At 67.2% G+C, this 25,966-nt stretch carries 24 protein-coding genes and 4 tRNA genes; 13 read left to right on the forward strand and 15 right to left on the reverse strand.

Annotated features, from left to right (window positions below; translation table 11 throughout):
* Positions 1-65 precede the first annotated feature (65 nt).
* The 5 genes from IM776_RS08275 to IM776_RS08295 form a co-directional block, all read right to left on the reverse strand.
* A complete protein-coding gene (locus IM776_RS08275; RefSeq protein ID WP_194419617.1) occupies positions 66-2,447 on the reverse strand; it encodes a glycoside hydrolase family 65 protein in 2,382 nt (793 codons plus the stop codon).
* Between the two features lie 33 nt (positions 2,448-2,480).
* Positions 2,481-2,636 (reverse strand): hypothetical protein, encoded by a 156-nt coding sequence (locus IM776_RS08280; protein WP_194419618.1) that lies wholly within the window; start codon positions 2,634-2,636, stop codon positions 2,481-2,483.
* A 130-nt stretch (positions 2,637-2,766) separates the two neighbouring features.
* Positions 2,767-2,841 (reverse strand) — tRNA-Val (locus IM776_RS08285).
* A 27-nt stretch (positions 2,842-2,868) separates the two neighbouring features.
* Positions 2,869-2,939: transfer RNA gene (locus tag IM776_RS08290), tRNA-Cys, on the reverse strand.
* 54 nt (positions 2,940-2,993) lie between these two features.
* A tRNA-Gly gene (locus tag IM776_RS08295) sits at positions 2,994-3,065 on the reverse strand.
* Positions 3,066-3,216: 151 nt separating this feature from the next.
* Here IM776_RS08295 and IM776_RS08300 point away from each other — a divergent pair.
* The 3 genes from IM776_RS08300 (at position 3,217) to IM776_RS08310 (ending at position 4,202) form a co-directional block, all read left to right on the forward strand.
* Positions 3,217-3,289: transfer RNA gene (locus tag IM776_RS08300), tRNA-Val, on the forward strand.
* A gap of 59 nt (positions 3,290-3,348) precedes the next feature.
* Positions 3,349-3,771, forward strand: coding sequence for a GIY-YIG nuclease family protein (locus tag IM776_RS08305; protein WP_194419619.1), 423 nt, complete (start codon positions 3,349-3,351; stop codon positions 3,769-3,771).
* A gap of 17 nt (positions 3,772-3,788) precedes the next feature.
* A complete protein-coding gene (locus IM776_RS08310; RefSeq protein ID WP_194419620.1) occupies positions 3,789-4,202 on the forward strand; it encodes a DoxX family protein in 414 nt (137 codons plus the stop codon).
* 59 nt (positions 4,203-4,261) lie between these two features.
* Here IM776_RS08310 and IM776_RS08315 read toward each other — a convergent pair whose 3' ends face one another.
* Complete coding sequence (locus IM776_RS08315; protein WP_194419621.1) at positions 4,262-4,642, reverse strand: SPW repeat domain-containing protein; 381 nt, start codon at positions 4,640-4,642, stop codon at positions 4,262-4,264.
* A 236-nt stretch (positions 4,643-4,878) separates the two neighbouring features.
* On the opposite strand from IM776_RS08315, the gene IM776_RS08320 reads away from it, so the two are divergent.
* Entirely contained in the window at positions 4,879-5,997 is a 1,119-nt protein-coding gene (locus IM776_RS08320; protein WP_228479679.1) for an N-acetyltransferase DgcN family protein, read from the forward strand.
* A 5-nt stretch (positions 5,998-6,002) separates the two neighbouring features.
* Here IM776_RS08320 and IM776_RS08325 read toward each other — a convergent pair whose 3' ends face one another.
* From IM776_RS08325 to zapE, 3 genes are all read right to left on the reverse strand, one after another.
* Positions 6,003-6,557 carry a type II toxin-antitoxin system PemK/MazF family toxin gene (locus IM776_RS08325; RefSeq protein WP_194419622.1) on the reverse strand — a complete coding sequence of 185 codons (555 nt, stop codon included), beginning with the start codon at positions 6,555-6,557 and terminating at the stop codon, positions 6,003-6,005.
* A gap of 33 nt (positions 6,558-6,590) precedes the next feature.
* The gene (locus IM776_RS08330; protein WP_194419623.1) at positions 6,591-7,829 is read right to left on the reverse strand and encodes an ammonium transporter; all 1,239 of its coding nucleotides are present in this window, start codon (positions 7,827-7,829) and stop codon (positions 6,591-6,593) included.
* 116 nt (positions 7,830-7,945) lie between these two features.
* A complete protein-coding gene (gene zapE, locus IM776_RS08335) occupies positions 7,946-8,992 on the reverse strand; it encodes a cell division protein ZapE (RefSeq protein ID WP_194419624.1) in 1,047 nt (348 codons plus the stop codon).
* A gap of 131 nt (positions 8,993-9,123) precedes the next feature.
* Here zapE and IM776_RS08340 point away from each other — a divergent pair, with 131 nt between their 5' ends.
* A complete protein-coding gene (locus tag IM776_RS08340) occupies positions 9,124-10,020 on the forward strand; it encodes a sulfurtransferase (RefSeq protein WP_194419625.1) in 897 nt (298 codons plus the stop codon).
* A 19-nt stretch (positions 10,021-10,039) separates the two neighbouring features.
* Positions 10,040-10,471 (forward strand): SufE family protein, encoded by a 432-nt coding sequence (locus IM776_RS08345; RefSeq protein WP_194419626.1) that lies wholly within the window; start codon positions 10,040-10,042, stop codon positions 10,469-10,471.
* On the opposite strand, the gene IM776_RS08350 is transcribed toward IM776_RS08345, so the two are convergent.
* On the reverse strand, positions 10,472-11,626 hold the full coding sequence (locus IM776_RS08350; RefSeq protein WP_194419627.1) for an alpha/beta hydrolase family protein: 1,155 nt from the start codon (positions 11,624-11,626) through the stop codon (positions 10,472-10,474). It lies immediately after the preceding gene.
* Positions 11,627-11,651: 25 nt separating this feature from the next.
* On the opposite strand from IM776_RS08350, the gene IM776_RS08355 reads away from it, so the two are divergent.
* From IM776_RS08355 to IM776_RS08385, 7 genes are all read left to right on the forward strand, one after another.
* Positions 11,652-12,233 carry a DUF3000 domain-containing protein gene (locus IM776_RS08355; protein ID WP_194419628.1) on the forward strand — a complete coding sequence of 194 codons (582 nt, stop codon included), beginning with the start codon at positions 11,652-11,654 and terminating at the stop codon, positions 12,231-12,233.
* Entirely contained in the window at positions 12,226-13,419 is a 1,194-nt protein-coding gene (locus IM776_RS08360) for a ribonuclease D (RefSeq protein WP_194419629.1), read from the forward strand. The genes IM776_RS08355 and IM776_RS08360 overlap by 8 nt, the downstream gene beginning before the upstream one ends.
* Positions 13,420-13,491: 72 nt before the next feature.
* On the forward strand, positions 13,492-14,697 hold the full coding sequence (locus IM776_RS08365) for a thiolase family protein (RefSeq protein WP_194419630.1): 1,206 nt from the start codon (positions 13,492-13,494) through the stop codon (positions 14,695-14,697).
* 8 nt (positions 14,698-14,705) lie between these two features.
* The gene (locus tag IM776_RS08370; RefSeq protein WP_194419631.1) at positions 14,706-16,850 is read left to right on the forward strand and encodes a 3-hydroxyacyl-CoA dehydrogenase NAD-binding domain-containing protein; all 2,145 of its coding nucleotides are present in this window, start codon (positions 14,706-14,708) and stop codon (positions 16,848-16,850) included.
* Between the two features lie 143 nt (positions 16,851-16,993).
* Positions 16,994-17,689, forward strand: a complete 696-nt coding sequence (locus tag IM776_RS08375; protein ID WP_194419632.1) for an SPFH domain-containing protein — start codon at positions 16,994-16,996, stop codon at positions 17,687-17,689.
* Positions 17,690-17,739: 50 nt separating this feature from the next.
* Complete coding sequence (locus IM776_RS08380; RefSeq protein WP_194419633.1) at positions 17,740-18,417, forward strand: TetR/AcrR family transcriptional regulator; 678 nt, start codon at positions 17,740-17,742, stop codon at positions 18,415-18,417.
* On the forward strand, positions 18,414-18,908 hold the full coding sequence (locus IM776_RS08385) for a hypothetical protein (protein ID WP_194419634.1): 495 nt from the start codon (positions 18,414-18,416) through the stop codon (positions 18,906-18,908). Before IM776_RS08380 ends, IM776_RS08385 begins: the two co-directional genes overlap by 4 nt.
* Positions 18,909-19,093: 185 nt before the next feature.
* Here IM776_RS08385 and dxs read toward each other — a convergent pair whose 3' ends face one another.
* The 5 genes from dxs to dut all read right to left on the reverse strand — a co-directional run bounded on the left by dxs (position 19,094) and on the right by dut (position 25,966).
* Complete coding sequence (gene dxs / locus IM776_RS08390) at positions 19,094-21,034, reverse strand: 1-deoxy-D-xylulose-5-phosphate synthase (protein WP_194419635.1); 1,941 nt, start codon at positions 21,032-21,034, stop codon at positions 19,094-19,096.
* A 145-nt stretch (positions 21,035-21,179) separates the two neighbouring features.
* Positions 21,180-24,011 carry an aconitate hydratase gene (locus tag IM776_RS08395; RefSeq protein WP_323740925.1) on the reverse strand — a complete coding sequence of 944 codons (2,832 nt, stop codon included), beginning with the start codon at positions 24,009-24,011 and terminating at the stop codon, positions 21,180-21,182.
* 151 nt (positions 24,012-24,162) lie between these two features.
* On the reverse strand, positions 24,163-24,909 hold the full coding sequence (locus IM776_RS08400; RefSeq protein ID WP_194419637.1) for a DUF3159 domain-containing protein: 747 nt from the start codon (positions 24,907-24,909) through the stop codon (positions 24,163-24,165).
* Positions 24,906-25,496, reverse strand: a complete 591-nt coding sequence (locus IM776_RS08405; protein WP_194419638.1) for a DUF3710 domain-containing protein — start codon at positions 25,494-25,496, stop codon at positions 24,906-24,908. Before IM776_RS08405 ends, IM776_RS08400 begins: the two co-directional genes overlap by 4 nt.
* Positions 25,493-25,966, reverse strand: coding sequence for a dUTP diphosphatase (gene dut / locus IM776_RS08410; RefSeq protein WP_194419639.1), 474 nt, complete (start codon positions 25,964-25,966; stop codon positions 25,493-25,495). The genes IM776_RS08405 and dut overlap by 4 nt, the downstream gene beginning before the upstream one ends.

Consider the following 25,966-nt stretch of genomic DNA (forward strand, 5'->3'; position numbering starts at 1 on the left):
GCGACTGTAAGAGACCGGCTCGACATGCACGCGAGGGTGGCACACGCTGCGATAGCGGCGTATGCTCAGCCCTCGCGCGTGCCGGCTGCAAGTGCGTCCTCGAACGGGCGCGGCGCGCGCCCCGCCGGCTGAGCCGGTGCGAGCCCGGAGTCTGCCGGTGCCGGAATGCTGACGGCCACGGGCCGCCCGGGTTCGAGGATCAGCTCCTCGCCGAAGTGCCGTATTTTCAGATGGCGCTCTCCACTCAGCCGGTAGGTCGTGGTCGTAGGAGCGACCTCCACTCGCAGCGTGAGTCCCCGGATGCGGACTCCGAAGCTCATGGCTTCGATCTGCGGCGGCAGGCGCGGTCGGAACCGGAGACCGTCCTCGCTGTCGCGCAGACCTCCGAATCCTGCGGTGAGCGCCGTCCACACACCGGCCAAAGCCGCGATGTGCAGTCCCTGGTCGGTGTTGCCATGCAGGTCATCGAGGTCGAGTGTCGCCGCCTCGGCGAGGTAGTCGGATGCCAGCTGAAGATGGCCGACCTCCGCGGCGATCACCGCCTGCACCGGCGCGGACAGGGACGAGTCGCGCACCGTGAGCGCCTCGTAGTAACGGAAGGCTGCGGCTTTCTCCCGCGGCGTGAACATGTCGTGTGCGAAGTACAGTGCGAGAACGAGGTCGGCCTGTTTCACCACCTGCTTGCGGTACAGGTCGAAGTACGGAAAATGATCGTGCAGTGGATACTGCCCTGAGTCGGTCGTCTCGAAGCTCCAGCGCTCCCAGCCGGTGTAGCCGGCTGACTGGGCATGCACCTTCAGCTTCCCGTCGTACGGCAGGGTCATCGCGGTAGCTGCGTTCTCCCAATCGGCGATCTCATCGTCGGTCACTCCGAAGTCCCCGGCGACGTCGTGGTGTCGACGTGCTGCAGCTGCCGCGCCATGCAGGTTCATGCCGGCCATCACGTTGGTGTAGAGGTTGTCGTCCGCGAGCGCCGAGTATTCATCGGGTCCGGTGACGCCGTCGATGTGGAACTTCCCGACGTCGTCCCAGCGACCGAGAGAGACCCACAGCCGAGCGGTCTCGACGAGGATCTCAAGTCCAGCTTCCCGCTCGAAGGCCTCATCATCGGTCATGCGCACGTAATGGATCACGGCCCCGGCTATGTCCGCGTTGACGTGGAACGCCGCGGTGCTCGCCGGCCAGTATCCGGAGCTCTCCCTGCCGTCGACCGTCCGCCACGCGAACGCGGCTCCTTTCAGATGCAACTGCTTGGCGCGCTCGCGCGCGTATCGGAGCGTCGAATGCCGCCATCGGAGAGCTTCTTCTGCTGCGCGGGGTGAAGTCGCCGTCAGGACCGGTAGGACGAAAGCTTCGAAGTCCCAGAAAGTGTGCCCTTCGTAACCGGACCCGGTGAGCCCCTTCCCGGGCACCGAGCGGCGCTCGGCCCGCACAGACGCCTGGAAGACCTGGAACAGAGCGAACCGCACCGCCTGTTGAAGACGCGGAACACCCCGTATCTCCACATCGGCACATGCCCAGTATTCGTCCAATCGTCGGCGCTGCATCGCGACGAGCTGCAGCCACCCGACGCGCAAGCCTTCGGCGACGGCCGTCTCCGCACGATCACGGAGCGTGGAAGCCGAGAGCGAGTCGGACCACTCGTGCCCGACGACCTTCACGACCTCCACGTGCTCGCCCGGCTCGAGGGTGACCGTGATCGTCATGCGGGCAAGGTCGCCCTCGGCCTCAGTGTGCGTCACAGGCTCACTCGCTCCATGGGCGGTCACGGTGTGATCCAGGGAGACGGCGGCGAGGATTCCGCTCTCCTTCGTACGGTGCACCAACGTGGCAGCGGTTCCGAGTACAGCGGCATCGACGACTTCCCATGGCGCCGCGAGGAGCTCTTGCACCCGAGGGTCGTCGTGTGTGATCGGGAGCGGCTCGTTCGCCAGGATCTCGGAGAGGAGCGTGATCGTGACCGGCCCGTCGACTGCGCGCACCAGGTATTGGACGGCCGCGATCGGACGATGGCTGAAGGACACGATCCTGGAAGACTCGATCTGCACGCGGCGGCCGGCAGGCGATACCCACTCGACCGTTCGCGTCAGCGTGCCGTCGCGCATGTCCAGTCGTCTCGTGTGCGCAGAGACGTCACCGTGTTCGACATCGAAGGATTCGTCGTCCACGAGGAGCCGGATGATCTGTCCGTTCGCCACGTTGACGACTGCCTGGCCCTTCTCCGGGTATCCGTATCCCTCTTCGGCATACGGCATCGGATGCTCTTCGAAGACGCCGTTGAGATAACTGCCGGCAACGCCGCGCGGATCGCCTTCATCGAAGTTGCCGCGCCAGCCGATATGTCCGTTCGAAAGTCCGAACACCGACTCCTCGTGAGCGAGATGATCGAGGTTCACGCCGCTGATGCCGACCGACCAGGCATCCACCTCGAAGTGGACCCCCGTCACAGCAGCTCTCGCAGAGTCGTCACCGCGTATCCCCTAGGGCTCGATGTGCGGGTCGGGAAGATCTTCGTCGTGGAGCAGGTGGTCGGCCTGTTCGTCCTCGTCGCGCTTCTCGCGCCGCTCTTCTGCGATGACATCCTCGTGCTCGGCGTCTTTCGCGTGGTCATCTCGGGATCTGTGCGGATCGGACATGCGTCCAGCCTCACAAGCGCGGCGCGAATCTTCGCCCCCTTTGACATGGCGCGGCGGCGCTGTCAGAATCGCGGCTGTCCTTCGTCGTGCCGGAACGACGAAACCCCCGGCCGGAGCCGAGGGTTTCAGGTGGTGCGCGATACTGGGATCGAACCAGTGACCTCTTCCGTGTCAGGGAAGCGCGCTACCGCTGCGCCAATCGCGCCCGTTGGGGCTTTTCAGTTGTGCGGTGAGGTGGCGACGGGATTCGAACCCGTGTAAACGGCTTTGCAGGCCGGTGCCTAGCCGCTCGGCCACGCCACCGTGTGGATTGACCCCACGTGCCGTGAGCCTCTCAGAGGAGACTCTCTGCACTCGAGCGGATGACGAGATTCGAACTCGCGACCCTCACCTTGGCAAGGTGATGCGCTACCACTGCGCTACATCCGCATTTCGTGTTCCGGCGTCCCGGGCACTTGTAAAACATTAGCCGAAGATTCCCGACGCGCAAAACTCGACACGGATCTCGCGCGTGTCCAGCAGGAATGGTCCGGAGCGGCTCGATCGTTCCGGTAGTATCGATTCTCGACCCCAGGTCTCTGGGCGATTGGCGCAGTTGGTAGCGCGCTTCCTTCACACGGAAGAGGTCATCGGTTCGAGTCCGGTATCGCCCACCGCATCATCATCCCTCACGGCGGTTCGGGTGTCGGCATCCGCGGGTATCGTTCAGCACGTGAACGACCGCATCCTGCCAGGGCCATGCCACCTCTGCGGCGGCAGCCGTGGCACGCGCATCTCCGGCACCTGGGTGTGCGCCGACTGCGAATGGCGGTACGGCGATGTGCCGGATCCCGACCTGCCGCTCCCCCGCATCGATGTCGTCTACTACCTGCGTTTCGATCGCCGCGTGAAGATCGGCACGAGCATGCGACCGCGACAGCGGCTCGCCAGCATCCGCCACGACGAACTGCTGGCGTTCGAGCGCGGCGATCGCACGATCGAGCGCGAACGCCACCGGCAGTTCGCAGCTCTGCGCGAGGGCGGTGAGTGGTTCACCTTCAGCGCCGAACTCGAGGCACACACCTCGCTGCTCCGCTCCGCCGGCGACCCCTGGTCGCTCCACGCGCGCTGGCTGAGCGAAGCTCTGCGTGCCTGAGCGGGTAGCGTGATCGGATGATCCGGCACATCGCGCGATGGACACTGGCAATCGGGCTCACCGTCATGGGCGTCCTCCACTTCACGCAGACCAGAGGGTTCCGCGGTCTGATCCCCGCCTGGGCGACGAAGGCGACCGGGCTGGACGAAGAGAGCATCGTCATCGCGTCCGGCGCCGCCGAGCTCGCACTCGCCGCAGGACTCGTCGCACTCCCGAAGGAGCGCCGCCGTATCGGCTGGGCGACGGCTTTGTTCTTCGTCGCGGTGTTCCCCGGCAACGTGCAGCAGTGGCGCCGGCGATGGACGGCTCCGGGACTGGACACCGATACCAAGCGATTCGTCCGCCTGTTCCTGCAGCCGGTCCTGATCGCCTGGGCGCTGTGGAGCACCAGCGCGAGCGCGAGCATCCGGTCGAACCCGCGCTCCCGCTGAGACGCGACGACGCGCGCCCACCCGTGATCGACGAGAGGGCGCGCGTCTCGGCGTCCGCCTCAGGCTCGAGCGGTCCTGGTGGTCTCCGGCTGCGGCTTCGAGAACAGCACCACGATGATCACCGTGATGCCCACGACGACGTGGGGCAGCCAGACGTTCAGGGCCTCGCCGGCGAAGCCGAAGATCCAGGGCGACAGCGCGAGGAACAGGCTCGCGACGATGTCGAACACGAGGTGCACCGGCATCGGGATGAACCCGAAGGGACCCCATTCGTACTTCGTGAAGAGGCTGTAGACGATCAGCCCGATGCCGAGCACGATCGGGATCACGACGGCGGCGCCGCCGACACTGGCGAACCCGAAGATCCAAGGCGCGGCGATCAGGGCGATGCCGACCAGATAGTCGAGGACTCCGTGGACCTTGGTGGGGATGAAACGCATGATTCCTCCTTGGGTGGGACCGCGTGAAGCGGCTGTCTCAGGAGGTTCGGCGCGGTCGCCGGATCGGATGGGATGCTGTTCGCGTCGACTCTGGCCAGACACGCAGGGTTCACTGCTACGGTGAGCGAAGTCGGCATCTCGCCGGCTTCAGGGAAGACTTCTTGTCGACCAACAGGCTGCTGCCAGTCATTTCGTTCTCCGTCGCCTCCTCTGTCCGAGTTCGAGGAGACCCGATTTTGTACGCGCACCCCCTTTCCCCCGCCCTGCCTGCCGGTTCCACAGCGATCGTGTACTGCGAGGCGCAGTTCGGCGAGCAGGACGGCAAGACCGCCAACGGCCTCGTCCGCCACTCCGAGAAGTACGAGATCCTCAGCGTGATCGACAGCCGGCATGCGGGCGCCGATGCGGGATCGTTCCTGGACGGCAGCGCCAACGGCATCCCGATCCTCGCGAGCCTTCCCGAGGCGATCGCGCACGCCGGGCGGACACCGGACTATTTGATCTGCGGCGTGGCCCCGGCGGACGGGCTGCTCTCCGATGCGCAGCGCGTCGTGCTTCTCGATGGCATCGCACGCGGCATGCACATCATCAACGGCCTGCACGAGTTCCTCAACGACGATGCGGAGTTCGCGGCGGCAGCCGTCCTCGGCTCGGTCACGATCACCGACGTGCGCCGTCCGAGGGAGAAGAAGGATCTCCACCTGTTCTCCGGGCGCATCTTCGACGTGACGTGTCCGCGGATCGCCATCCTCGGCACCGACGGAGCGATCGGCAAGCGCACCACGGCGACACTTCTCGTCAAGGCGCTGAATGATCGCGGCATCCGGGCCGTCATGGTCGGCACCGGGCAGACCACGATCATCCAGGGCGGCCGCTACGGCGTCGCATTGGATGCCCTCGTGCCGCAGTTCTGCTCCGGAGAGGTCGAGAACCAGGTCGTCGCGGCGTTCGAGGGCGAGGATCCCGCCATCATCATCGTTGAGGGCCAGGGTGCACTCAGCCACCCCGCCTATCTCACCTCAGCGCACATCCTGCGCGGGAGCCGGCCAGAGGGCGTGATCGTCCAGCACGCACCAGGGCGGCAGGTGCTCGGAGACTTCCCGATGATGCCCATGCCGAGCGTCGCCGACGAGGTCGCCCTCATCGAAGCGTTCGCCGACACCAGGGTGATCGGAGTGACCGTCAACCACGAGAATCTCACCGACGAGCAGTTGGCTGAGGCGATCGACGAGATCGAACTCGAACTCGCCGTCCCGGCGACGGACCCGCTGACGCGCCCGTCCGCCGAACTCGTCGAGATGGTGCTGCAGGCGTTCCCCGCACTCTCGGCCTCCCTCGTGCCCCGGAGCGCCTGAACCCGTCAGCTGCGCGTCGCCCAGCCGTACCGACTGACGAGCGCATCGGCCACGTGGTCGTACCGCGTGCGGTCGAGGATCGCCGCCTCGCGCCGCATGCCATCGACGTGCACGCTGTACAGCTGCTCGATGTCGACCCAGGACGGGCGCCCCTGCGAGTCCCAACCTCCGCTGCCGATCGGCAGGTAATCGCGGTCCCGATCGTGCGCCTTGCTCGTCATCCGAACGGCGAACACCCGGTCCGCGGAATGGCGTCCGATCACGAGCACCGGCCGGTCCTTTCCGCGGCCGTCGTTCTCCTCGTAGGGCACCCACGTCCAGATCACCTCTCCGGAGTCCGGCGCGCCGTCCCTCTTCGGCGAGTAGTCGACGTGGAGCTCGCCGATGCCGCCAGGGTCGATCCTCACCGTCTTACTCCCCTGCGTGCGGCCCGGCTCGCCGAACTGCCCCGATGCAGCAGAACGCCCCGGCTCTTGGTGCGGAGTCCGGGGCGTTCTGGTCGTCAGTGACGCGAAGACGATGTCAGCCAGCCGACGGAGGATGCTCTTGGAGGAACTCACCCCGTCACACTACCGACCGGCATCTTCACGCGTTCATGCATCGACGAGCGCGTATCCCTCCTCGCCGTGCACGACGGAGTCGACGCCGGCGATCTCGTCCTCGTTCGTGATCCGGAAGCCGATCGTCTTCTGGATCACCCAGCCGATGATGAAGGCGACGACGAACGCGTAGATCAGCACTCCGAGGGCTGCGATCACCTGAACGGCGAGCTGGCGGGCGTCGCCGCCGACGAACAGGCCGGTCTCAGTGGCGAAGAAGCCGAGGTAGATCGTGCCGAGCAGCCCGCCGACGAGGTGGATGCCGACGACGTCGAGCGAGTCGTCGAACCCGAGGCGGAACTTCAGCTCCACGGCGAGCGCGCAGATCACACCGGCCAGGGCGCCGAGCAGCAGCGACCAGCCGGGAGTGAGGTTCGCGCAGGCCGGGGTGATAGCCACAAGACCGGCGACCGCACCCGACGCCGCACCGACGGAGGTGGGCTTGCCGTCTTTGATCTTCTCGATCAGAATCCAGCCGAGGATCGACGCGGCCGTCGCGCCCAGCGTGTTCAGCCCGATCAGGCCCACACCGCCCATGTCCTCGGCGAGCCACTCGGCGCCGGCGTTGAATCCGAACCAGCCGAACCAGAGGAGAGCTGCACCGAGCAGCGTCAGCGGCACGTTGTGCGGCTTGAGGATGCCTTTCTGGAAGCCGATGCGCTTGCCGAGGACGAGTGCCAGGGCGAGAGCGGCCGCACCGGCGTTGATGTGCACGGCGGTACCGCCGGCATAGTCGATGACGGCGATGCCGCTGTCCTCACCGAACAGCGTCGTGCCGAGGTTCATGACCCAGCCGCCGCCCCACACCCAAGCGGCGATCGGGAAGTAGCCGACGGTCGCGAAGACACCGGCGAAGATCAGCCAGCTGCCGAACTTCGCACGATCCGCGATCGCACCGGAGATCAGGGCAATGGTGATGATCGCGAACGTCGCACCGTACGCGACACCGAGCAGGGCGACGTTCGATCCCTCACCAGCGGCGAGCGAGCCGAGGCCGAAGTCCGCGAACGGGTTGCCCGCGAAGGCCGTCGGACTCTCCACCGCGCTCATCGAGAAGCCGAACAGGATCCACAGCACGGCGACGAGGCCGATCGAGCCGAAGCTCATCATCATCATGCTGACGACACTCTTGGCCTTGACGAGTCCGCCGTAGAAGAAGGCGACGCCTGGTGTCATGAGGAGCACGAGCGCCGTGGCGGTAATACCCCACGAGATGTTGCCGGGAGCATCCATAGGAAAACCTCACATCCGAAGTAATTGAGAGCTTCAGTGTGGCGAGGCCCCGTTTCCGGGATGCGCGTCCTGTGTTTCGCGTGCGTTACACCCGAGGGCGACGCGTGAACATCGTGTTACGGCGCGCTTTGCAGCTGCGCTGAATGCGTCAGTGCATTGAGGCGGGATATGGCGCGCAGGTACTTCTTGCGGTATCCGCCGCCGAGCATCTCCTCGGCGAACACCTGATCGAGGCTCACCCCGGTGGCGATGATCGGAACCTGCGCGTCGTACACGCGGTCGACGAACGCGACGAATCGCAGCGCCTCGGACTGATCGGTGAGCACGTGGACGTCGCGCAGCCCCACCAGGGAGATCCCGTCGATCAGGCGGATGTAGCGCGACGGGTGCACCTTGGCGAGGTGACGGACGACATCGCCGAACACATCATCGGATGCTGTGCCCTCCGCCGCTGCGAGCTCACGCTCGTACGCGGTCTCGTCGAGCACCACGGCCTTGCCGTCGAGGGCGCGCTGCCGGAAGTCGACGCCGTCGATGCGGATCGTCTCGAAGCTGTCCGACATCGCGTGGATCTCGCGGAGGAAGTCCTGGGCCGCGAATCGTCCCTCGCCGAGTGCGTTCGGCGGAGTGTTGGAGGTCGCTGCGAGCTTCGTCCCGGACGAGACCAGCTCCCCGAGCAGCCTCGTCATCACCATCGTGTCGCCCGGATCGTCGAGCTCGAACTCATCGATGCACAGCAGATCGGAACCGCGCAGCAGGTCGACGGTGTTCTTATAACCGAGTGCGCCCACGAGCGCGGTGTACTCGATGAACGAGCCGAAGTACTTCCGGCGGGCGGGCATGGCGTGGTAGATCGAGGCGAGCAGATGGGTCTTGCCGACGCCGAACCCGCCGTCGAGGTAGACGCCGGGCTTGACCGCGGGCTCCTTCTTCGCTCGGCTGAACAGCCCGCCGCGCTTGGCCGGCGCTCCGCGACCGGCGAACCGCTGCAGCAGCTCCTTCGCCTCCGCCTGCGAGGGGTAGGCGTCATCCGATCGATAGCTCTCGAAGGTCGCACCGTCGAACTGCGGTGGAGGAACGAGGCTCGCCAGCATCTCGGGGCCGGTGACCACGGGCTCGCGCGCGGTCAGATGCGCGACGTTCTGGCTGTTCGTGTCGGTCATGCCATTCCTGTGTCGAAGTCTTACGGATCGGGTACTGGGCGCACCGAACGGCTCTATGGTCGAAGGGGACGGCTCAACATTACGCCGTCCGCGCCAGAGCCCCTGCTCGCCTACCCACCGAGGAGTGCCACATGTCCGTCGAGTTCGACACGTCCGTCCCGAAGTTCGCCGAGTACTCCGAGCCCGGCCGCCTCGTCAGCACCGAGTGGCTCGCCGCGCACCTGGGACAGCCCGGGCTGATCGTGGTCGAGTCCGACGAGGACGTGCTGCTCTACGAGACCGGCCACATCCCCGGCGCCGTGAAGGTCGACTGGCACACCGAACTCAACGACCCGGTCGTGCGCGATTACGTCGACGGCGAGGGGTTCGCCGCGCTACTCAGCCGCAAGGGCATATCGCGCGACGACACCGTCGTCATCTACGGCGACAAGAACAACTGGTGGGCGGCGTACGCCCTGTGGGTGTTCTCGCTGTTCGGCCACGAGGACGTGCGCCTGCTCGACGGCGGACGCGACCGCTGGATCTCCGAGGGCCGCGAGATCACCACCGCCGCGCCCATTCCCACTCCGACCGACTACCCGGTCGTCCAGCGCGACGATTCCGTCCTCCGCGCCTACAAGGACGACGTCGTCGCCTTCATCGGCTCCGGCCCCCTCATCGACGTGCGCTCCGCCGAGGAGTACAGCGGTGAGCGCACGACCGCGCCCGCGTACCCCGAGGAGAGCACGCTGCGCGCCGGGCACATCCCCACCGCGCAGAGCGTGCCGTGGGCGAAGGCGGTCGCGGACGACGGCGGTTTCAGGCCGCGCGCCGAGCTCGACGCCATCTACCGCGACGGCGCCGGCATCGCCGACGGCGACGACATCGTCGCGTACTGCCGCATCGGCGAGCGATCCAGCCACACCTGGTTCGTCCTCAAGCACCTGCTCGGCTTCGACAAGGTGCGCAACTACGACGGCTCGTGGACGGAATGGGGCAGTGCCGTGCGGGTGCCGATCGTCACGGGGGCAGAGCCCGGCTCGCGCTGACCGTGGGAGAATTGCCGGGATGAGCACTACGCACGTTCCCGATACTCTCGCGGAGATCCGCGACGACTTCCTCGAGCTTCCCGAAGCCGAGCGGCTCCAGCTGCTGCTGGAGTTCTCGAACGAGCTCCCGGAGGTCTCGGACGAGGTCGCGAACCACCCCGAGATGTGCGAACGGGTGGCGGAGTGCCAGTCGCCCGTCTACATCTACGTCGAGGTGCAGGGCGACGTCGTGACGATGCACGCGACGGCGCCGCCGGAGGCTCCGACCACTCGCGGCTTCGCCAGCATCCTCGCGCAAGGCATCACCGGCCTGACCGCAGACGCGGTTCTCGCCATCCCTGATGACTACCCGCAGTCCATCGGTCTCACGCGTGCGGTGTCGCCGCTGCGCATCGCGGGCATGACCGGGATGCTGATGCGCGTGAAGCGCCAGGTGAGTCAGAAGCGCTGATCACTCGGCGGCGCTGAAGCCGTGCGCGCTCATCCAGTCGGTGATCGCGGCCGTCCAGCCGATCTGGTCGTAGTTCCAGATCTTGGTGTGCCTGGCGACAGTGAAGCGCGGCATCGTGACGAGGTCCGGCCGCGCCTCGGCCAGAGCATGCGACGCGTCGGAGGGGACGAAGCCGTCGTCGTCGCTGTGCAGCACGAGGATGGGGACCGTCAGCTCATCGGCCCTCGCCACGATGTCGAGACGATCGAACGGGATCGCGTCCTCCGAACCGCTGAGCCGTGCTGTCAGCGGCGACGACAGCGCATTCATCGCGAGTGCGGGAAGGGGATCGCGGATGCCGGATTCGTGCGCCTGGAACTTCAGCACCGTCCGCCAGTCGACGACGGGCGAATCGAGCACGACGCCGGCGATCGCCTGCCGATTGCCCGAGGATAGGGCAGTCTGAAGCGCGATCGCGCCGCCCATCGACCACCCCATCAGCAGCACGCGCATAGCGCCGTGGCGCAGGGCGTAGGCGATCGCGGCATCCACGTCGCGCCATTCCGAGGCGCCCAGCGCGTACGACCCGCCGCGGCTGCGCGGGGCCTCGCCGTCGTTGCGGTACGAGACGACGAGGTTCGGCAGCCCCATCGCGTGGAACACCGGGACCGCACGCAGGCACTCGGCTCGCGTGACACCGCGTCCGTGCACCTGGATGACCCAGGTCGAGGACTCCGCGGGGAAGAGCCAGGCGGGGCACGGGCCGGCCGGCGAGCCGATCAGCACCGGCTCCCAAGGCAGGTGCAGTTCGGTGGGCGAGGAGTAGTACCATCCGCTGAATCCCGCCGGCCGGTCGATCTTCGCTCCGGGCTCGATCTTGGTCAGCAGCTTGCGCCGCACTCGCGTTGCATCAGCGCTCAGCACCGCGCCGAGTTTCACGTAACCGTAGGTGCCGGTGGTGAACAGTCCGTAGCGGCCGGGCAGTTCGGTGTCGGGCGTCCTCGTCAGCTCGATGGTCTGCGCCCCTGTGTCGACCGCGAGGATCTCGGTGTCCGCGATCCTCGCCCTGGGCGTGACCACGCGCCGGCCGATCGAGAACACCAGCAGTGCCGCCCCGGTGAGCAGCGCGATCAACGCGGGCAGCAGCAGCGCAACGGCGTGCCTGAGACTCTTCATCGCTTCCTGACTCTAGCCTGTCACCGTGAGCGCACACCCCGACGCCGGAGCGCAGTTCGCACGCGTTGCCGACGAACTGCGTAAGACGGCGTTCAGAGCCGACATCGTGGTGCGCGAGATCCCCGCACCGCAGGGTCTCGCACCGTTCTCGGTCGCGCTCGCCGCTGATGTCCGCCCTGACGATCACGGCGACTCGATCTACGGCACAGGACGCTTCGTCCTCCTGCACGATCCCGATGAGCCGGGCGCATGGGGAGGACCCTGGCGGATCGTCGCGTTTGCGCAGGCGCCGCTGGAGCCCGAGATCGGCACCGATCCCCTGCTCGCCGACGTCACGTGGTCCTGGCTCGTGGACGCCCTCGATTCCCGCGACGCCGGCTATCACTCGGCTTCAGGTACGTCGACGAAGACCATCTCGAAGGGCTTCGGCTCACTCGCTGCGGAAGGCGATGGCGCGCAGATCGAACTACGCTCTTCTTGGACGCCGGAAGAGCCTTTCCGGCCGCACGTGGAAGCATGGGCCGAACTCGTCGGCATGCTGGCCGGTCTCCCGCCCGGCTCCGAGAACATCGCCGTGTTCGGCGCGCGAAAGGCAGGTCGTGACTGAGTACTCCGTCATCGACGATTTCCCCCGATTCGAAGAAGCATGCCGCACCCTCGCCGCGGGCACCGGTGCCGTGGCCGTCGATGTGGAGCGCGCCTCGGGGTTCCGCTACTCGCAGAGGGCCTATCTGGTCCAGGTGTTCCGACGCGATGCCGGTGTGTTCCTGTTCGACCCGCCGGCCCTCGGTGATTTCTCGCCCCTGCAGGCGGCGATCGGTGATGTCGAGTGGGTCTTCCACGCCGCCAGCCAGGATCTGCCGTCGCTGCGCGAGCTCGGGCTGGAACCGGTGACCCTGTTCGACACCGAGCTGGCCGCACGTCTGCTCGGTCATGAGCGAGTCGGGCTCGCCGCCGTCGTCGAGGACACCATCGGGGTCGCGCTGAAGAAGGAGCACTCGGCGGCCGACTGGTCGACCCGCCCGTTGCCTGCGGCGTGGCTCGATTACGCGGCCCTCGATGTCCTGCACCTCGTCGACGTGCGCGACAGGATCGCCGCCGAGCTCGAGGAGCAGGGAAAGACCGAGTTCGCGGCCCAGGAGTTCGCGGCTACGCTCGCGCAGCCGCCACGCCCGCCGCGCGAGGATCCCTGGCGGCGTCTGAGCGGCCTGCACCAGGTGAAGGGCGCTCGCAATCTCGCCGTCGCGCGTTCGCTGTGGGAGGCACGCGAGGAATACGCGCAGCAGCAGGACACCTCCCCCGGCAGGCTCGTGCCGGATCGGTCGCTCGTCGCGGCCGTGCTGGCGAATCCGCAGTCCAAACAGGCGCTGGCCGGTGTGCAGGCGTTCAACGGACGCGCGAGCCGCACCGAGCTCGACCGCTGGTGGGCGGCGATCGTCCGCGGGCGCGACAGCACGACGCTGCCTCGTGAACGGGTGCCGAGCGATGCGCTGCCGCCCGCGCGTGCGTGGTCCGATCGCAACCCCGAGGCGGACGCGCGTCTCAAGCTCGCCCGCCCCGCCGTCGAAGAGACGGCGGAGGCGCTGAACATGCCGACCGAGAATCTCCTGAAGCCGGAGTCTCTGCGCCGGATCGCCTGGGCTCCCCCGGCTCTGACGGCGGATGCCGTATCCGAAGCCCTGGCCGCGCTCGGGGCGCGTCCGTGGCAGATTGAGCAGACTGCACAGAAGATCCTGGATGCCTTTGTAGAAGCCGTGCAATCGGCCGACCCGGCCGTCGCTTCGGAATCGTAGGTTCGATCCAACCGATTCCTCTCGCCTCAGGGCGCCTCCTAGGCTGAAGCCACACCTAACTTTGGAGGCAGAGTGGCCGAGATCTCGGACGTCTACTTCGTCGATGGCATGCGCACACCCTTCGGGCGCGCCGGCGAAAAGGGCATGTACTGGAACACCCGCGCGGATGACCTCGCTGTGAAGGCGACGATCGGCCTCATGGAGCGCAACGCCACCGTTCCCGCGGACCGCATCGATGATGTCGCAATCGCCGCGACGTCGCAGACCGGTGACCAGGGGCTCACGCTCGGTCGCTCGGTCGCGATCCTCGCAGGCCTCCCCAACACCGTCCCCGGTCTCGCCGTGGAGCGCATGTGCGCCGGCGCGATGACCAGCGTGACGACCATGGCCGCGTCGATCGGCATCGGCATGTACGACTTCGCCCTCGCCGGCGGTGTCGAGCACATGGGCCACCACCCGATCGGGGGCAACGCCGACCCGAACCCGCGCTTCGTCGCAGAGAAGATGGTCGACCCCGGCGCGCTCAACATGGGCGTCACCGCCGAGCGCATCTTCGACCGGTTCCCGCACCTCACCAAGGAGCGCTCCGACCGCTTCGGCATGCTGAGCCAGCACAAGGTGCAGGCGGCCTACGACGCGGGCAAGATCCAGCCCGACCTCGTTCCGGTCGCGGTGAAGGATGCCACCGGCGCGTGGGGCCTCGCCACCGAGGACGAGGGTCGTCGCCCGCACACGACGATGGAGGACCTCGCAGGTCTCAAGACGCCGTTCCGCCCGCACGGACGCGTGACCGCAGGCACCTCGTCGCCGCTCACCGACGGCGCGACGATGTCGCTGCTCGCCGGCGGCGGCGCGGTGAAGGAGTTCGGCCTGCAGCCCAAGATGAAGCTCGTCTCGTTCGCGTTCGCGGGCGTGCAGCCCGAGATCATGGGCATCGGTCCGATCCCGTCGACCGAGAAGGCGCTGAAGAAAGCCGGGCTGAAGATCTCCGACATCGGCCTGTTCGAGCTGAACGAGGCGTTCGCGATCCAGGTGATCTCGCTGCTCGATCACTTCGGCATCGCCGACGATGACCCGCGCGTCAACCAGTGGGGCGGTGCGATCGCGGTCGGGCATCCGCTCGCGGCATCCGGTGTCCGCCTGATGATCCAGCTCGCCGCGCAGTTCGCCGAGCGCCCCGACGTCCGCTACGGCCTCACGGCCATGTGCGTGGGTCTCGGCCAGGGCGGCTCGGTCATCTGGGAGAACCCGTTCTACGACGGCAAGAAGCGGAAGTGAGTGCTGGAATGACCGACTACGAAAAGATCGACTTCTCCCCCATCGTCGACCTCGCCGGCGACGAGGTCGTCACGCACTCCACCGTGCGCGACGTCCGCCTCCCGTCCGGCAAGGTGCTCGCGCTGATCACGCTCGACAACGGGCGCGACCACACCCGGCCGAACACCCTGGGGCCGGCGACCCTCACCGAGCTCGGCGAGACGCTCGCCGAGGTCAAGACACGCGCGGCCGCCGGTGAGATCCAAGCGGTCGGCATCACCGGCAAACAGTACATCCTGGCCGCCGGCGCCGATCTGTCGGACATCACCAAACTCACCTCCAAGGACCAGGCCCGGCTCATCGCCCAGCTCGGTCACAAGGTGATCGGATCGCTGAGCGACCTCGGCGTGCCCTCCTTCGCTTTCGTGAACGGCCTCGCGCTCGGCGGCGGCCTCGAGATCGCGCTGAACTCGACGTATCGCACCGTAGATGCCTCGGCCGCCGCGATCGCGCTCCCCGAGGTGTTCCTGGGTCTGATCCCCGGCTGGGGCGGCGCCTACCTGCTGCCGAACCTGATCGGCATCGAGAACGCTCTTGAGGTCGTCATCTCGAACCCGCTGAAGCAGAACCGCGTATTGAAGCCCCAGCAGGCGTTCGATCTGGGCATCATGGACGCGATCTTCCCCGCCTCGAACTATCTGGAGAACTCGCTTGCCTGGGCGGACGGCGTTCTGACCGGCAAGGTCAAGGTCGAGCGCAAGAACGAGCCGGGCAAGATCGAGCGGCTCACCAAGTGGCCGATCGCGATCAAGATGGCACGAGGCATGCTGGAGTCGAAGATCGGCACCGTGCCGCGCTCGCCCTATCTGGCCCTCGAGCTCCTCGACAAGGCACGCGGCGGTACGAAGGCAGAGGGCTTCGCCCGCGAGGACGAGGCACTCACCGAGCTCGTCGCGGGCGATCAGTTCGCGGCATCCATGTATGCGTTCGATCTCGTGCAGAAGCGCGCCAAACGACCGGTCGGCGCACCCGACAAGGCGCTCGCGAAGAAGGTCACCAAGGTCGGCATCATCGGCGCAGGACTCATGGCCAGCCAGTTCGCGCTGCTGTTCGTGCGCAAGCTCCAGGTGCCGGTGCTGATCACCGACCTCGACCAGGCGCGCGTCGACAAGGGCGTGGCGTACATCCACGAGGAGATCGGCAAGCTCGAGCAGAAGGGCCGTCTGGATGCCGACTCCGCGAACAAGCTCCGAGCGCTCGTCACCGGCACGACCGACAAGTCGCTGTACGCGGACTGCGATTTCGTGATCGAGGCCGTGTTCGAGGAGGTCGGCGTCAAGCAGCAGGTGTTCGGGGAGATCGAGCAGATCATCGCAGAGGACGCGATCCTCGCGACGAACACCTCCTCGTTGTCCGTCGAGGAGATCGGCGCCAAGCTCGCACACCCCGAGCGCCTGGTCGGATTCCACTTCTTCAACCCGGTGGCGGTCATGCCGCTCATCGAGATCGTGAAGACCCCGGTCACGAACGAGCAGACCCTGTCGTCCGCGTTCGTGGTCGCCAAGGGCCTCGGCAAGAACGCGGTGCTCACAGCGGACGCGCCCGGTTTCGTCGTGAACCGGCTGCTGGCGAAGGTCATGGGCGAGGCTGCGCGCGCCGTGTACGAGGGCACACCTGTCGCCGACGTCGAGAGGGCGTTCGGTCCGCTCGGACTGCCGATGGGACCGTTCCAGCTCATCGACCTCGTCGGCTGGAAGGTCGCAGCTCACGTGCAGGACACGATGGTGCGGCACTTCCCCGACCGCTTCTACGCGAACGAGAACTTCCACGCTCTCGCCGAGCTGGACGCGGTCGTCGAGAAGGACAAGGGCGGTCGCGTCACGGGGTGGACCAAGGCAGCCGAGAAGGCGCTCAAGGGCAATGTCGGGAATGCTCCGGCCTCCGCCGAGACGATCCTCGCCCGCGTGCAGGACGGTCTCGCCCAGGAGATCAAGCTCATGCTCGACGAGAAGGTCGTGCCGGAAGTCGAGGACATCGACCTGTGCCTGATCCTCGGCGCCGGATGGCCGTTCATCGACGGCGGCGCCTCGCCGTACCTCGATCGCGAGGGCGCATCCGAGCGCGTCTTCGGAGCGACGTTCCACAACCCGCCGATCCGCGGCATCGGCGGCTGACCGCGCTGAGAGGGTGCGGGGATGGGGCGTTTCGCTCCGGCCCCGCACCTTTTCGCGTAACACCGGGGAAAATGATGGTGAACACCTCGCACTGACGGTGCTTGCGGTCGTGGCGCAGACGTCGAATGAGCGACAGTTGAGCCATGGACGCGTTCTTCTCCATCTTCAGCGGTTCAGGAATGTCCACGCTTGTGAAGAGCGGAACGGCGGTGCTCACGACACTGCTCGTGGTTCCGGCACTCCTCAAGCTCTTCCTGGTCACGGTGGATGAGGGCTGGGCGGCGATCCGCACGCGCAACGGCAAGCCCATCATCCGGAGGGCATCCTCCCGTGCGGTGCGCACGGGGCGCGGCACGGCAGGCGAAGTAGTGGTGCTGCAGCCCGGCACGCACGGCGCGTTCCCGATGTTCTACTGGTACAAGCTCATCGACGTGCGCGTGCGCTCGACGGATCTCCCTGCCCGGCAGCTCACCGGCGCGACGGGCCACCAGCACCTGGTGCACGCCTCATTCGAGTGGCGTCCGATCGCTACCGGCCGCGACCTGCGCGTCTTCGAGCTGGATGTCGTCAATGTCAAAGAGCGTGCGGCGAACATCGTCGGTGCGGCGCTGCGCGATGTCATCCGCACGCTCGAGGGCAACGATCTGCCGCACAACTCCGAGCTCGGCATCCGAGTTCTTCAGGAGTGCGCGGAGAAGACCCTCAGTGCGTGTGGGGTCGAGATCCTCTCGGTCATGATCACCGGCAACGCCCTCACCGACGGCCACCTGCTCTCCCAGGCCATGCGTGCGAACGACCGCGACCATGAGGCGGTCGCGGCACTGCATGCCCTGAACTGAACCCGCCAGTGGTGACTCGAATCGGTCAGGGACCGTGCTAGTTTTTGAACATGTTCGAAACCGGGGACGAGCCGCAGAGCAAGAGCGCGCACACACGCGCGAGGATCCGCGACGCCGCGATATCGTCCTTCGTCGAACACGGCTATGCCGACACGACGATGCGCCGCATCGCGGATGCCGCCGGCGTCTCGACCGGGAACGCCTACTATTACTACCCATCGAAGATGCACCTCGTGCAGGAGCTCTACATCCGGGTCCAGCAGGAGCACGCGGCACTTGCTCTCCCCCGCCTCGGCGAGACGACCGGGCTCGTCGATCGTCTGCGCATCGTCTTCGAGACGGGTCTCGCGGCGGTCGAGCCGTACCAGCGGGTGGCGCCAGGCTTCCTGTCAGCGATGATCCCGCCCGATTCGCCGATGAACCCGCTGGCTGACGAAACCGCGGCCGCGCGGGCCATGACGGTCACGCTGTTCCGCACGGCCGTCGACGGCGCCACCCATCGCCTCCCCGAAGACGTGAGCGCTCTGCTGCCGGACGCACTGTTCGTGGCGTACCTCGCACTGGTGCTCCGCTGGACCTACGACACGTCGACTGCGCACAGGCCCACGGCCCGGATGCTGGACGCCGGACTGCGGATGCTCGCCCTCGCGCTGCCGTTCGTGCGCGTTCCCGGCATCCACGCGGCCGCCAGGGAGCTGCTCGGTCTCGTGGCCGAGGTGCGATCGTGAACGGCCCCGTCGAGCCCGCGCCGATGGCCTTCGTGCGGCAGCAGCTCTGGCGCGGCGCCATCAGCGCATGGATCGTGTTCCTCGCGCTCATGCTCACCGGCGTCGCCGTGGTCACCATCTCCGCAAGCATGGCCACCCAGTCGGCGGTGGCGAGCCTGCCGATGTTGCTGGTCATCACTCTGCTCGCGGCGGCGCTGGTCGGCGGAGTGATCTCCCTCGTCATCACGCTCATCGGGGTGCCTGTCGCAGGAGCGATCTCGCGACTGCTGCAGAACGAACCGCGGGTCTACGTGCACGTCGTCGTCTACACCGCACTCGGTGCGGTCGTGTGCGTGATCGTCGCACTCATCGCCGGCGCTGTTGTGCAGGTCTCACCGCTCGGGCTCCTCACCACGCCGCTCGGGTTCGTCATCGCCGCGGCGTGCGTCGCGGCGCCGCCCATCGGGTGGTGGCACGCCTACCGCTCCTCACTGCGCCCACGTGCTTCATGACCGTGCCCTGAAGCTTCGCGTTCTCCGCGATCCTGCCTATCGCCGCCATCGGCGCCGGATTCGCCGGAGCCGCAGTGGTCCTTGGATGGTCGATGGCCGCGCGTCGGGCTCGACTCGACGACCCACGCGCACCGCGGCCCGTGCGGCACGATGTGGACGCCCACGTCGAAGACGCGCCCTGACGGTCAGCGGCGTTCGCGCAGCGGAAGGTCGATCGCGCCGGTCTCCCCCGCATTGCGGGCCACAGGGATCCGCGTGCCGAGAACTTGGGCGACGACATCCTGCGCGATCTTCGAAGCCGTGAGCCCGGCATCCGCCAGAATCTGGTCGCGCGATGCGTGGTCGATGAACTCGTCCGGAAGGCCGAGCTCGTCCACGGCGGTGTCGATACCGGCCTCGCGCAGCACCTGACGCACACGGGTGCCGATTCCGCCAACGCGGATGCCGTCCTCCAGGGTGATCACCAGGCGATGGCGGGCGGCGAGCTCGACGATCGACGGCTGCACCGGGATCGCCCAGCGCGGGTCGACGACCATGGCGCCGATGCCCTGCGCGCGCAGCCTCGCCGCGACATCCATCGCAAGCGCCGCGAACGGTCCGATCCCGACGATCAGGACGTCCTCGGACTCGCCGCGCGACAGCACGTCGACACCGTCATCCAGGCGTTCGATCGCCTCGATGTCGTCGGCGACACCGCCCTTCGGGAACCGGATCACCGTGGGGGCGTCATCCACCGCCACAGCCTCGTCGAGAGCCTCGGCGAGGCGGGCGCCGTCGCGTGGCGCGGCGATGCGGATGTGCGGCACGATCTGCAGCATCGCCAGATCCCACATCCCATGGTGGCTCGGGCCGTCGGGCCCGGTGACCCCGGCGCGATCGAGCACGAAGGTCACGCCGGCCCTGTGCAGTGCGACGTCCATGAGCACCTGGTCGAAGGCGCGTCCCATGAAGGTGGCGTAGAGCGCGACGACCGGATGCAGTCCGCCGTACGCGAGTCCCGCGGCGGAGGTGACGGCATGCTGCTCGGCGATGCCGACGTCGTATACGCGCTCAGGAAAGCGCTCAGCGAAAGGAGCGAGACCGGTCGGACGCAGCATCGCCGCGGTCATGGCGATGACCCGTGGATTCCGCTCGCCCACGCGCACCAGGGCGTCGGAGAACACGTCCGTCCAGCCTCTGGAGCTCGACCCGAGCGGCTCTCCGGTGACGGGATCGATGCGGTTGACGGCATGGAACTGATCGGCTTCGTCGTCGCGCGCGGGCTGGTACCCGCGTCCCTTCTCGGTGATCGCGTGCACGATCACGGGAGCGCCGTATGACTTCGCGAGCTCGAGCGTCTCGATGAGAGCGGGGATGTCGTGGCCGTCGACGGGCCCCAGATACTTGATGTCGAGATTCGAGTACAGCGCTTCGTTGTTCGTGAAGCGGGACAGGAACCCGTGGGTTCCGCCTCGGACGCCTCGGAACAGCGCACGCCCGACCGGCCCGAATGCGCGGAAGAACCGATCGGATCGGTGGTGCAGGTCCTTGTATGCGCCCGCCGTGCGAACCCGGTTCAGGTAGCGCGACATGCCACCGATGGTGGGCGCGTAGGAGCGTCCGTTGTCGTTGACCACGATCACGAGGTTGCGGTCGTTGTCATCGGAGATGTTGTTGAGTGCCTCCCACGTCATGCCTCCCGTGAGAGCGCCGTCGCCGACGACCGCGATGACGTGCCGGTCGTCCCGCCCCGTGGCCGTCAGGGCGCGCGAGATGCCGTCGGCCCAGCTCAGCGAGCTCGAGGCGTGCGAGGATTCCACGACGTCGTGCGCGCTCTCGCTGCGCTGGGGGTAGCCGGCGAGGCCTCCCCGCAGGCGCAGCGCGGAGAAGTCCTGACGCCCCGTGAGCAGCTTGTGCACGTACGACTGATGTCCGGTGTCGAAGACGAACGGATCGTGCGGGGATTCGAATACGCGGTGCAGCGCGATCGTGAGTTCGACCACCCCGAGGTTGGGGCCCAGGTGTCCCCCGGTCTGCGACACGTTCTCGACGAGGAACGTGCGGATCTCCTCGGCCAGTTCTGCCAGCTGCGATCGGCTGAGCCGATCGAGATCACGCGGTCCGGTGATGCCGGGAAGAATGGGCATCAGCACCTCCTGAACGTCTTCACCAGCCGCCTCCCCTGGGTTGGACGACGACCTATCGATCGTACCGCCGCCGACCGGGAATACCCCGAGCGGCTACCGCGAAGGGGCCCGGATGCCGTAGCATCCGGGCCCCTTCGTCAAGTGATCAGACCAGCGAACGCAGCACGTACTGCAGGATGCCGCCGTTGCGGTAGTAGTCGGCCTCACCGGGTGTGTCGATGCGGACGACAGCGTCGAACTCGATCTTCTGCTTGCCCTCGGGCGAGTGCTCGCTCGGCTCGGCTGTGACGCGGACGGTCTTCGGCGTGGTGCCGCTGTTGAGCTCCTCCAGACCCGTGATCGAGACGATCTCGGTGCCGTCGAGGCCCAGCGACTCCCAGCTCTCACCGGCGGGGAACTGCAGCGGAACGACGCCCATGCCGATGAGGTTCGAGCGGTGGATGCGCTCGAAGCTCTCGGTGATGACTGCCTTGACGCCCAGCAGGCTCGTACCCTTGGCCGCCCAGTCGCGCGACGAGCCGGAGCCGTACTCCTTGCCGCCGAAGACCACGAGCGGCGTGCCCTGCTCGGCGTAGTTCTGGCAGGCGTCGAAGATGTACGACTGCGGAGCACCGGCCTTCGTGAAGTCGCGCGTGAAACCGCCCTCGACCTCTGCACCGTCGTTGACGGCACGGACGAGCTGGTTCTTCAGGCGGATGTTCGCGAAGGTTCCGCGGATCATCACCTCGTGGTTTCCGCGACGCGAGCCGAAGGAGTTGAAGTCCTTCTGGCGGACGCCGTGCTCCTCGAGGTACTTCGCCGCCGGCGTGCCGATCTTGATGTTGCCGGCCGGGCTGATGTGGTCGGTGGTGACCGAGTCGCCCAGCGTCGCCATGACGCGCGCGCCCGTGATGTCCGAGACGGGGGTCAGGTCCATCGACATGCCGTCGAAGTACGGTGCCTTGCGCACGTAGGTCGAGTTGTCATCCCACTCGAAGATCGGACCTGTCGGGGTGGGCAGGCTCGTCCAGCGCTCGTCGCCGTCGAAGACGGTGGCGTACTGCTTGATGAACTGCTCACGCGAGATCGACGAGTCGATGATGTCCTGGATCTCGCCGGGTGCCGGCCAGATGTCCTTCAGGAACACGTCGTTGCCGTCCTGGTCGGATCCCAGAGCATCCGCTTCGAAGTCGAAGTGCATGGAACCGGCCAGCGCGTACGCCACCACGAGCGGCGGCGAGGCGAGGTAGTTCATCTTCACGTCGGGGCTGATGCGGCCCTCGAAGTTGCGGTTGCCCGAGAGGACGGCCGTGACGGCGAGGTCGTGCTCGTTGACGGCCGTGGAGACCTCCTCGATCAGCGGTCCGGAGTTTCCGATGCAGATCGTGCACCCGTAGCCGACCGTATAGAAGCCGAGGCCCTCGAGGTCCTTGTCGAGACCGGACTTCTCGTAGTAGTCGGTGACGACCTTCGAGCCGGGGCCGAGCGTGGTCTTGACCCACGGCTTCTGCTTCAGGCCCTTCTCGCGCGCCTTGCGGGCGAGAAGACCGGCGGCGATCATGACCGACGGGTTCGACGTGTTCGTGCACGAGGTGATCGCCGCGAGCGTGACAGCGCCGTGGTCGAGGATGTAGCTCTCGCCGTCGGGGGTCGTGACCGGAACCGGCTTGGACGAGCCGTTCACACCGCTGGAGATGTGCACAGGGCGCGTGTCGTGGTCCTCGTCACCGGGACCGGCGCCGGGGTCGGATGCCGGGAACGAGTGCTTCGACTCGAGGTCGACGAGTTCGTCCGAGGTGGACGGCGTGGCGTAGTTGACGATGTCCTGCTCGAACTGCGTCTTCGCCTCGGAGAGGAGGATGCGGTCCTGCGGACGCTTGGGGCCGGCGATCGACGGCACCACGGTGCCGAGGTCGAGCTCCATGTACTCGCTGAACACCGGCTCGCTGGCCGGGTCGTGCCACAGGCCCTGCAGCTTGGCGTACTCCTCGACGAGGGCCACGGCCTGGTCGTCGCGGCCGGTGAGGCGCAGATACTCGGTGGTGACGTCGTCGATCGGGAAGATCGCGGCCGTCGAGCCGAACTCCGGCGACATGTTGCCGATCGTGGCGCGGTTGGCGAGCGGCACGGATGCCACTCCGGCGCCGTAGAACTCGACGAATTTGCCGACGACGCCGTGCTTGCGGAGCATGTCGGTGATCGTCAGGACGACGTCGGTCGCGGTGACGCCGGCGGGGATCTCGCCGGTCAGCTTGAAGCCGACGACGCGCGGGATGAGCATCGAGACCGGCTGGCCGAGCATGGCGGCCTCTGCTTCGATGCCGCCGACGCCCCAGCCGAGGACTCCGAGACCGTTGACCATGGTGGTGTGCGAGTCGGTGCCGACGCAGGTGTCGGGGTACGCCTGGAGGACGCCGCCGTTGGTGCGGTCGTAGATGACCTTGGCCAGGTGCTCGATGTTCACCTGGTGGACGATGCCGGTTCCGGGCGGGACGACCTTGAAGTCGTTGAACGCGGTCTGGCCCCAGCGCAGGAACTGGTAGCGCTCGCCGTTGCGCTCGTACTCGATCTCGACGTTGCGCTCCAGCGCGTTCTCGGTGCCGAACAGGTCGGCGATGACGGAGTGGTCGATGACCATCTCGGCCGGCGAGAGCGGGTTGATCTTGTTCGGATCGCCGCCGAGCGCGGTGACCGCCTCGCGCATGGTCGCGAGGTCGACGATGCAGGGAACACCGGTGAAGTCCTGCATGACCACGCGGGCCGGTGAGAACTGGATCTCGGTGTTGGGCTCGGCGGCGGCATCCCACGAGCCGAGGGCCTCGATCTGCGCCTTCGTGACGTTCGCGCCGTCTTCGGTGCGGAGGAGGTTCTCGAGGAGCACCTTCAGGCTGAACGGCAGCTTGTCAAAGCCGGGAACCGTGTCGATCCTGAAGATCTCGTAGTCGGTGCTGCCGACCGTCAGGGTGCTCTTGGCACCGAAGCTGTTCACCGTGGACACGAATCCGTCTCCTTCTAATCTGATGGGAGCGACAGGCGCTTCCATCTTGCTCGCCTGGGCCGCCGGCGGCTAGCAAGGCGCACCTAACAGTGTGCGCCTCGTCCGGCCTCGGCGAAAGACCACAATTTATCTTGATATCAAGATAAATCTATCACGAGCGGGATGCCGCATCCTTCGGCGACTCGCGGGGATAGAGGGCGCGCACGACGAGCCAGGTGACGGCGATGAGCGGGGCGAACAGCGGGAGGCCCATGATCAGCTTGAGCGTTCCCAGGGCGGTGACCTGATCGGTCAGGTACAGCGGCAGCTGAACGGCCAGGCGGGCGAAGAACAGCAGGGCCCAGGCGATACCGAGCCAGCGGAAAGCGCGACGTTTGCGCTTGTCAGCCCGCCACCCCGTGGCATCCCCCATCAGGAACCCGGCGGCGATCCCGATCAGCGACCAGCCGACCAGGGCGGTGACGAGGAAGACCGTGCCGTAGACCGCGTTGGTGATCAGGCCCGGCACGAAGTTGTCCGCGCCGCGCCCCGTCCACAGCGCGAGGCCGGCTGCCGCACCGGCGGCGATCAGTCCGCCCAGCGCGGCCGCGGGCGGGGACTTCTGCACCAGGCGGACGACGGTGAACACCGCAGCCAGGCCGACCGAGACGCCGAGCGACAGGATGAGAGGATCGGGCCTCAGTGTGAACAGGATGACGAACGCGAGGCTCGGGAGGACGGATTCGAGGACGCCGCGCCATCCGCCGATCGCCGACCAGACGACCTTCTGCGTGCTGGCGTCGTCTGCCGGGTCGAGTCCCGCACGGCGGGCAGCGCCGCCCAGCGCCGCGCCGATGAGCTCCGAGGCGGATACGGAATCGCGGTCGCCGTCGGAGCGCGGTGCGTCCGGGATGCTCACGCGGAACCGGGGGTGGCGGGCATCTTCAGCGGGATCAGATCGCGCGGCGGCATCGGCGAGCCGCCGCGCACCACGACGATCGAGCGGAAGAGGTCCTCGACCTTGGCCGCTGCCTCGGGATCGGATGCCGCTGCTCCCCCGATCACGCCGCGCAGGAACCAGCGCGGCCCGTCGACGCCGACGAAGCGGGCGAGGTTCAGCGCGGAGCCCTCGGACGCGGGGCCGGGCACCTCGGCCAGGAGCTCCTTGCCGAGGGGACCTTCGCGCTCTTCGACCCTGCCGCCCTGCTGACGGACCTGATCGATGAGCTGCATCCGCGTCTCGTGCCAGAGACCCAGCGTGCGCGGTGCGGCGAACGGCTGCACCTGCAGCGACGAGTCCGCGTAGTCGAGCCCGACGGCCACGATGCGCTTCGTCTGCTCCTCGACCTCGAGGCGCAGATTGAGTCCCTCGCGAGGGAGGATCTTGATGCCGCCGAGGTCGATGTACGGGCGGATCGGGTTCGCCTCGGACTCGTCGAACGGGCCCTCCGCGGCGCGGTTCGCCGGCGCCGACTTCGACGAGGGCTGGGTGATCTCTTCAGTCATTTCGTGCTTCCTGCCTGCTCGGCGACAGGGGTCGCCGTCTGGTATCCGGTCGAGCCGAACCCGCTCGCACCGCGCGCACTGTCCGGAAGCTCGTCGACCGGGATGAAGTTCGCACGGGTCACCGGCATGATGATCAGCTGAGCGATACGGTCCCCGACGGCCACATCGTACGCGCTCGAGCTGTCCGTGTTCAGCAGGCTCACCTTGATCTCGCCGCGGTAGCCGGCGTCGACGGTTCCCGGCGAGTTGACGATCGTGATCCCGTGTTTGGCCGCCAACCCGCTACGCGGGACGACGAATGCGGCGAACCCCTCGGGCAGCGCGATCCGTACGCCGGTCGGCACCAGCGCGCGCTCGCCGGGCTCGAGCCGCACGGCCTCGGCGGCGACGAGATCCGCTCCTGCGTCGCCGGGATGGGCGTAGTGCGGCATGACAGACGCGATAATGGGAAGATCAACGGAATCGCTCAC

It is taken from the genome of Microbacterium abyssi (genome assembly GCF_015277895.1).
Taxonomy (GTDB): domain Bacteria; phylum Actinomycetota; class Actinomycetes; order Actinomycetales; family Microbacteriaceae; genus Microbacterium; species Microbacterium abyssi.

What these genes read in the sequence shown, in the direction of transcription:
- IM776_RS08340 (WP_194419625.1), top strand. Translation starts at nt 9,124, where the DNA reads ATGTCCGTCGAGTTCGACACGTCCGTCCCGAAGTTCGCCGAGTACTCC.
- IM776_RS08375 (WP_194419632.1), top strand. Translation starts at nt 16,994, where the DNA reads ATGGACGCGTTCTTCTCCATCTTCAGCGGTTCAGGAATGTCCACGCTT.
- dxs (WP_194419635.1), bottom strand. Translation starts at nt 21,034, where the DNA reads ATGCCCATTCTTCCCGGCATCACCGGACCGCGTGATCTCGATCGGCTC.
- IM776_RS08370 (WP_194419631.1), top strand. Translation starts at nt 14,706, where the DNA reads ATGACCGACTACGAAAAGATCGACTTCTCCCCCATCGTCGACCTCGCC.
- IM776_RS08350 (WP_194419627.1), bottom strand. Translation starts at nt 11,626, where the DNA reads ATGAAGAGTCTCAGGCACGCCGTTGCGCTGCTGCTGCCCGCGTTGATC.
- IM776_RS08280 (WP_194419618.1), bottom strand. Translation starts at nt 2,636, where the DNA reads ATGTCCGATCCGCACAGATCCCGAGATGACCACGCGAAAGACGCCGAG.
- IM776_RS08315 (WP_194419621.1), bottom strand. Translation starts at nt 4,642, where the DNA reads ATGCGTTTCATCCCCACCAAGGTCCACGGAGTCCTCGACTATCTGGTC.
- IM776_RS08405 (WP_194419638.1), bottom strand. Translation starts at nt 25,496, where the DNA reads ATGACTGAAGAGATCACCCAGCCCTCGTCGAAGTCGGCGCCGGCGAAC.
- IM776_RS08380 (WP_194419633.1), top strand. Translation starts at nt 17,740, where the DNA reads ATGTTCGAAACCGGGGACGAGCCGCAGAGCAAGAGCGCGCACACACGC.
- IM776_RS08345 (WP_194419626.1), top strand. Translation starts at nt 10,040, where the DNA reads ATGAGCACTACGCACGTTCCCGATACTCTCGCGGAGATCCGCGACGAC.
- IM776_RS08310 (WP_194419620.1), top strand. Translation starts at nt 3,789, where the DNA reads ATGATCCGGCACATCGCGCGATGGACACTGGCAATCGGGCTCACCGTC.
- zapE (WP_194419624.1), bottom strand. Translation starts at nt 8,992, where the DNA reads ATGACCGACACGAACAGCCAGAACGTCGCGCATCTGACCGCGCGCGAG.
- IM776_RS08330 (WP_194419623.1), bottom strand. Translation starts at nt 7,829, where the DNA reads ATGGATGCTCCCGGCAACATCTCGTGGGGTATTACCGCCACGGCGCTC.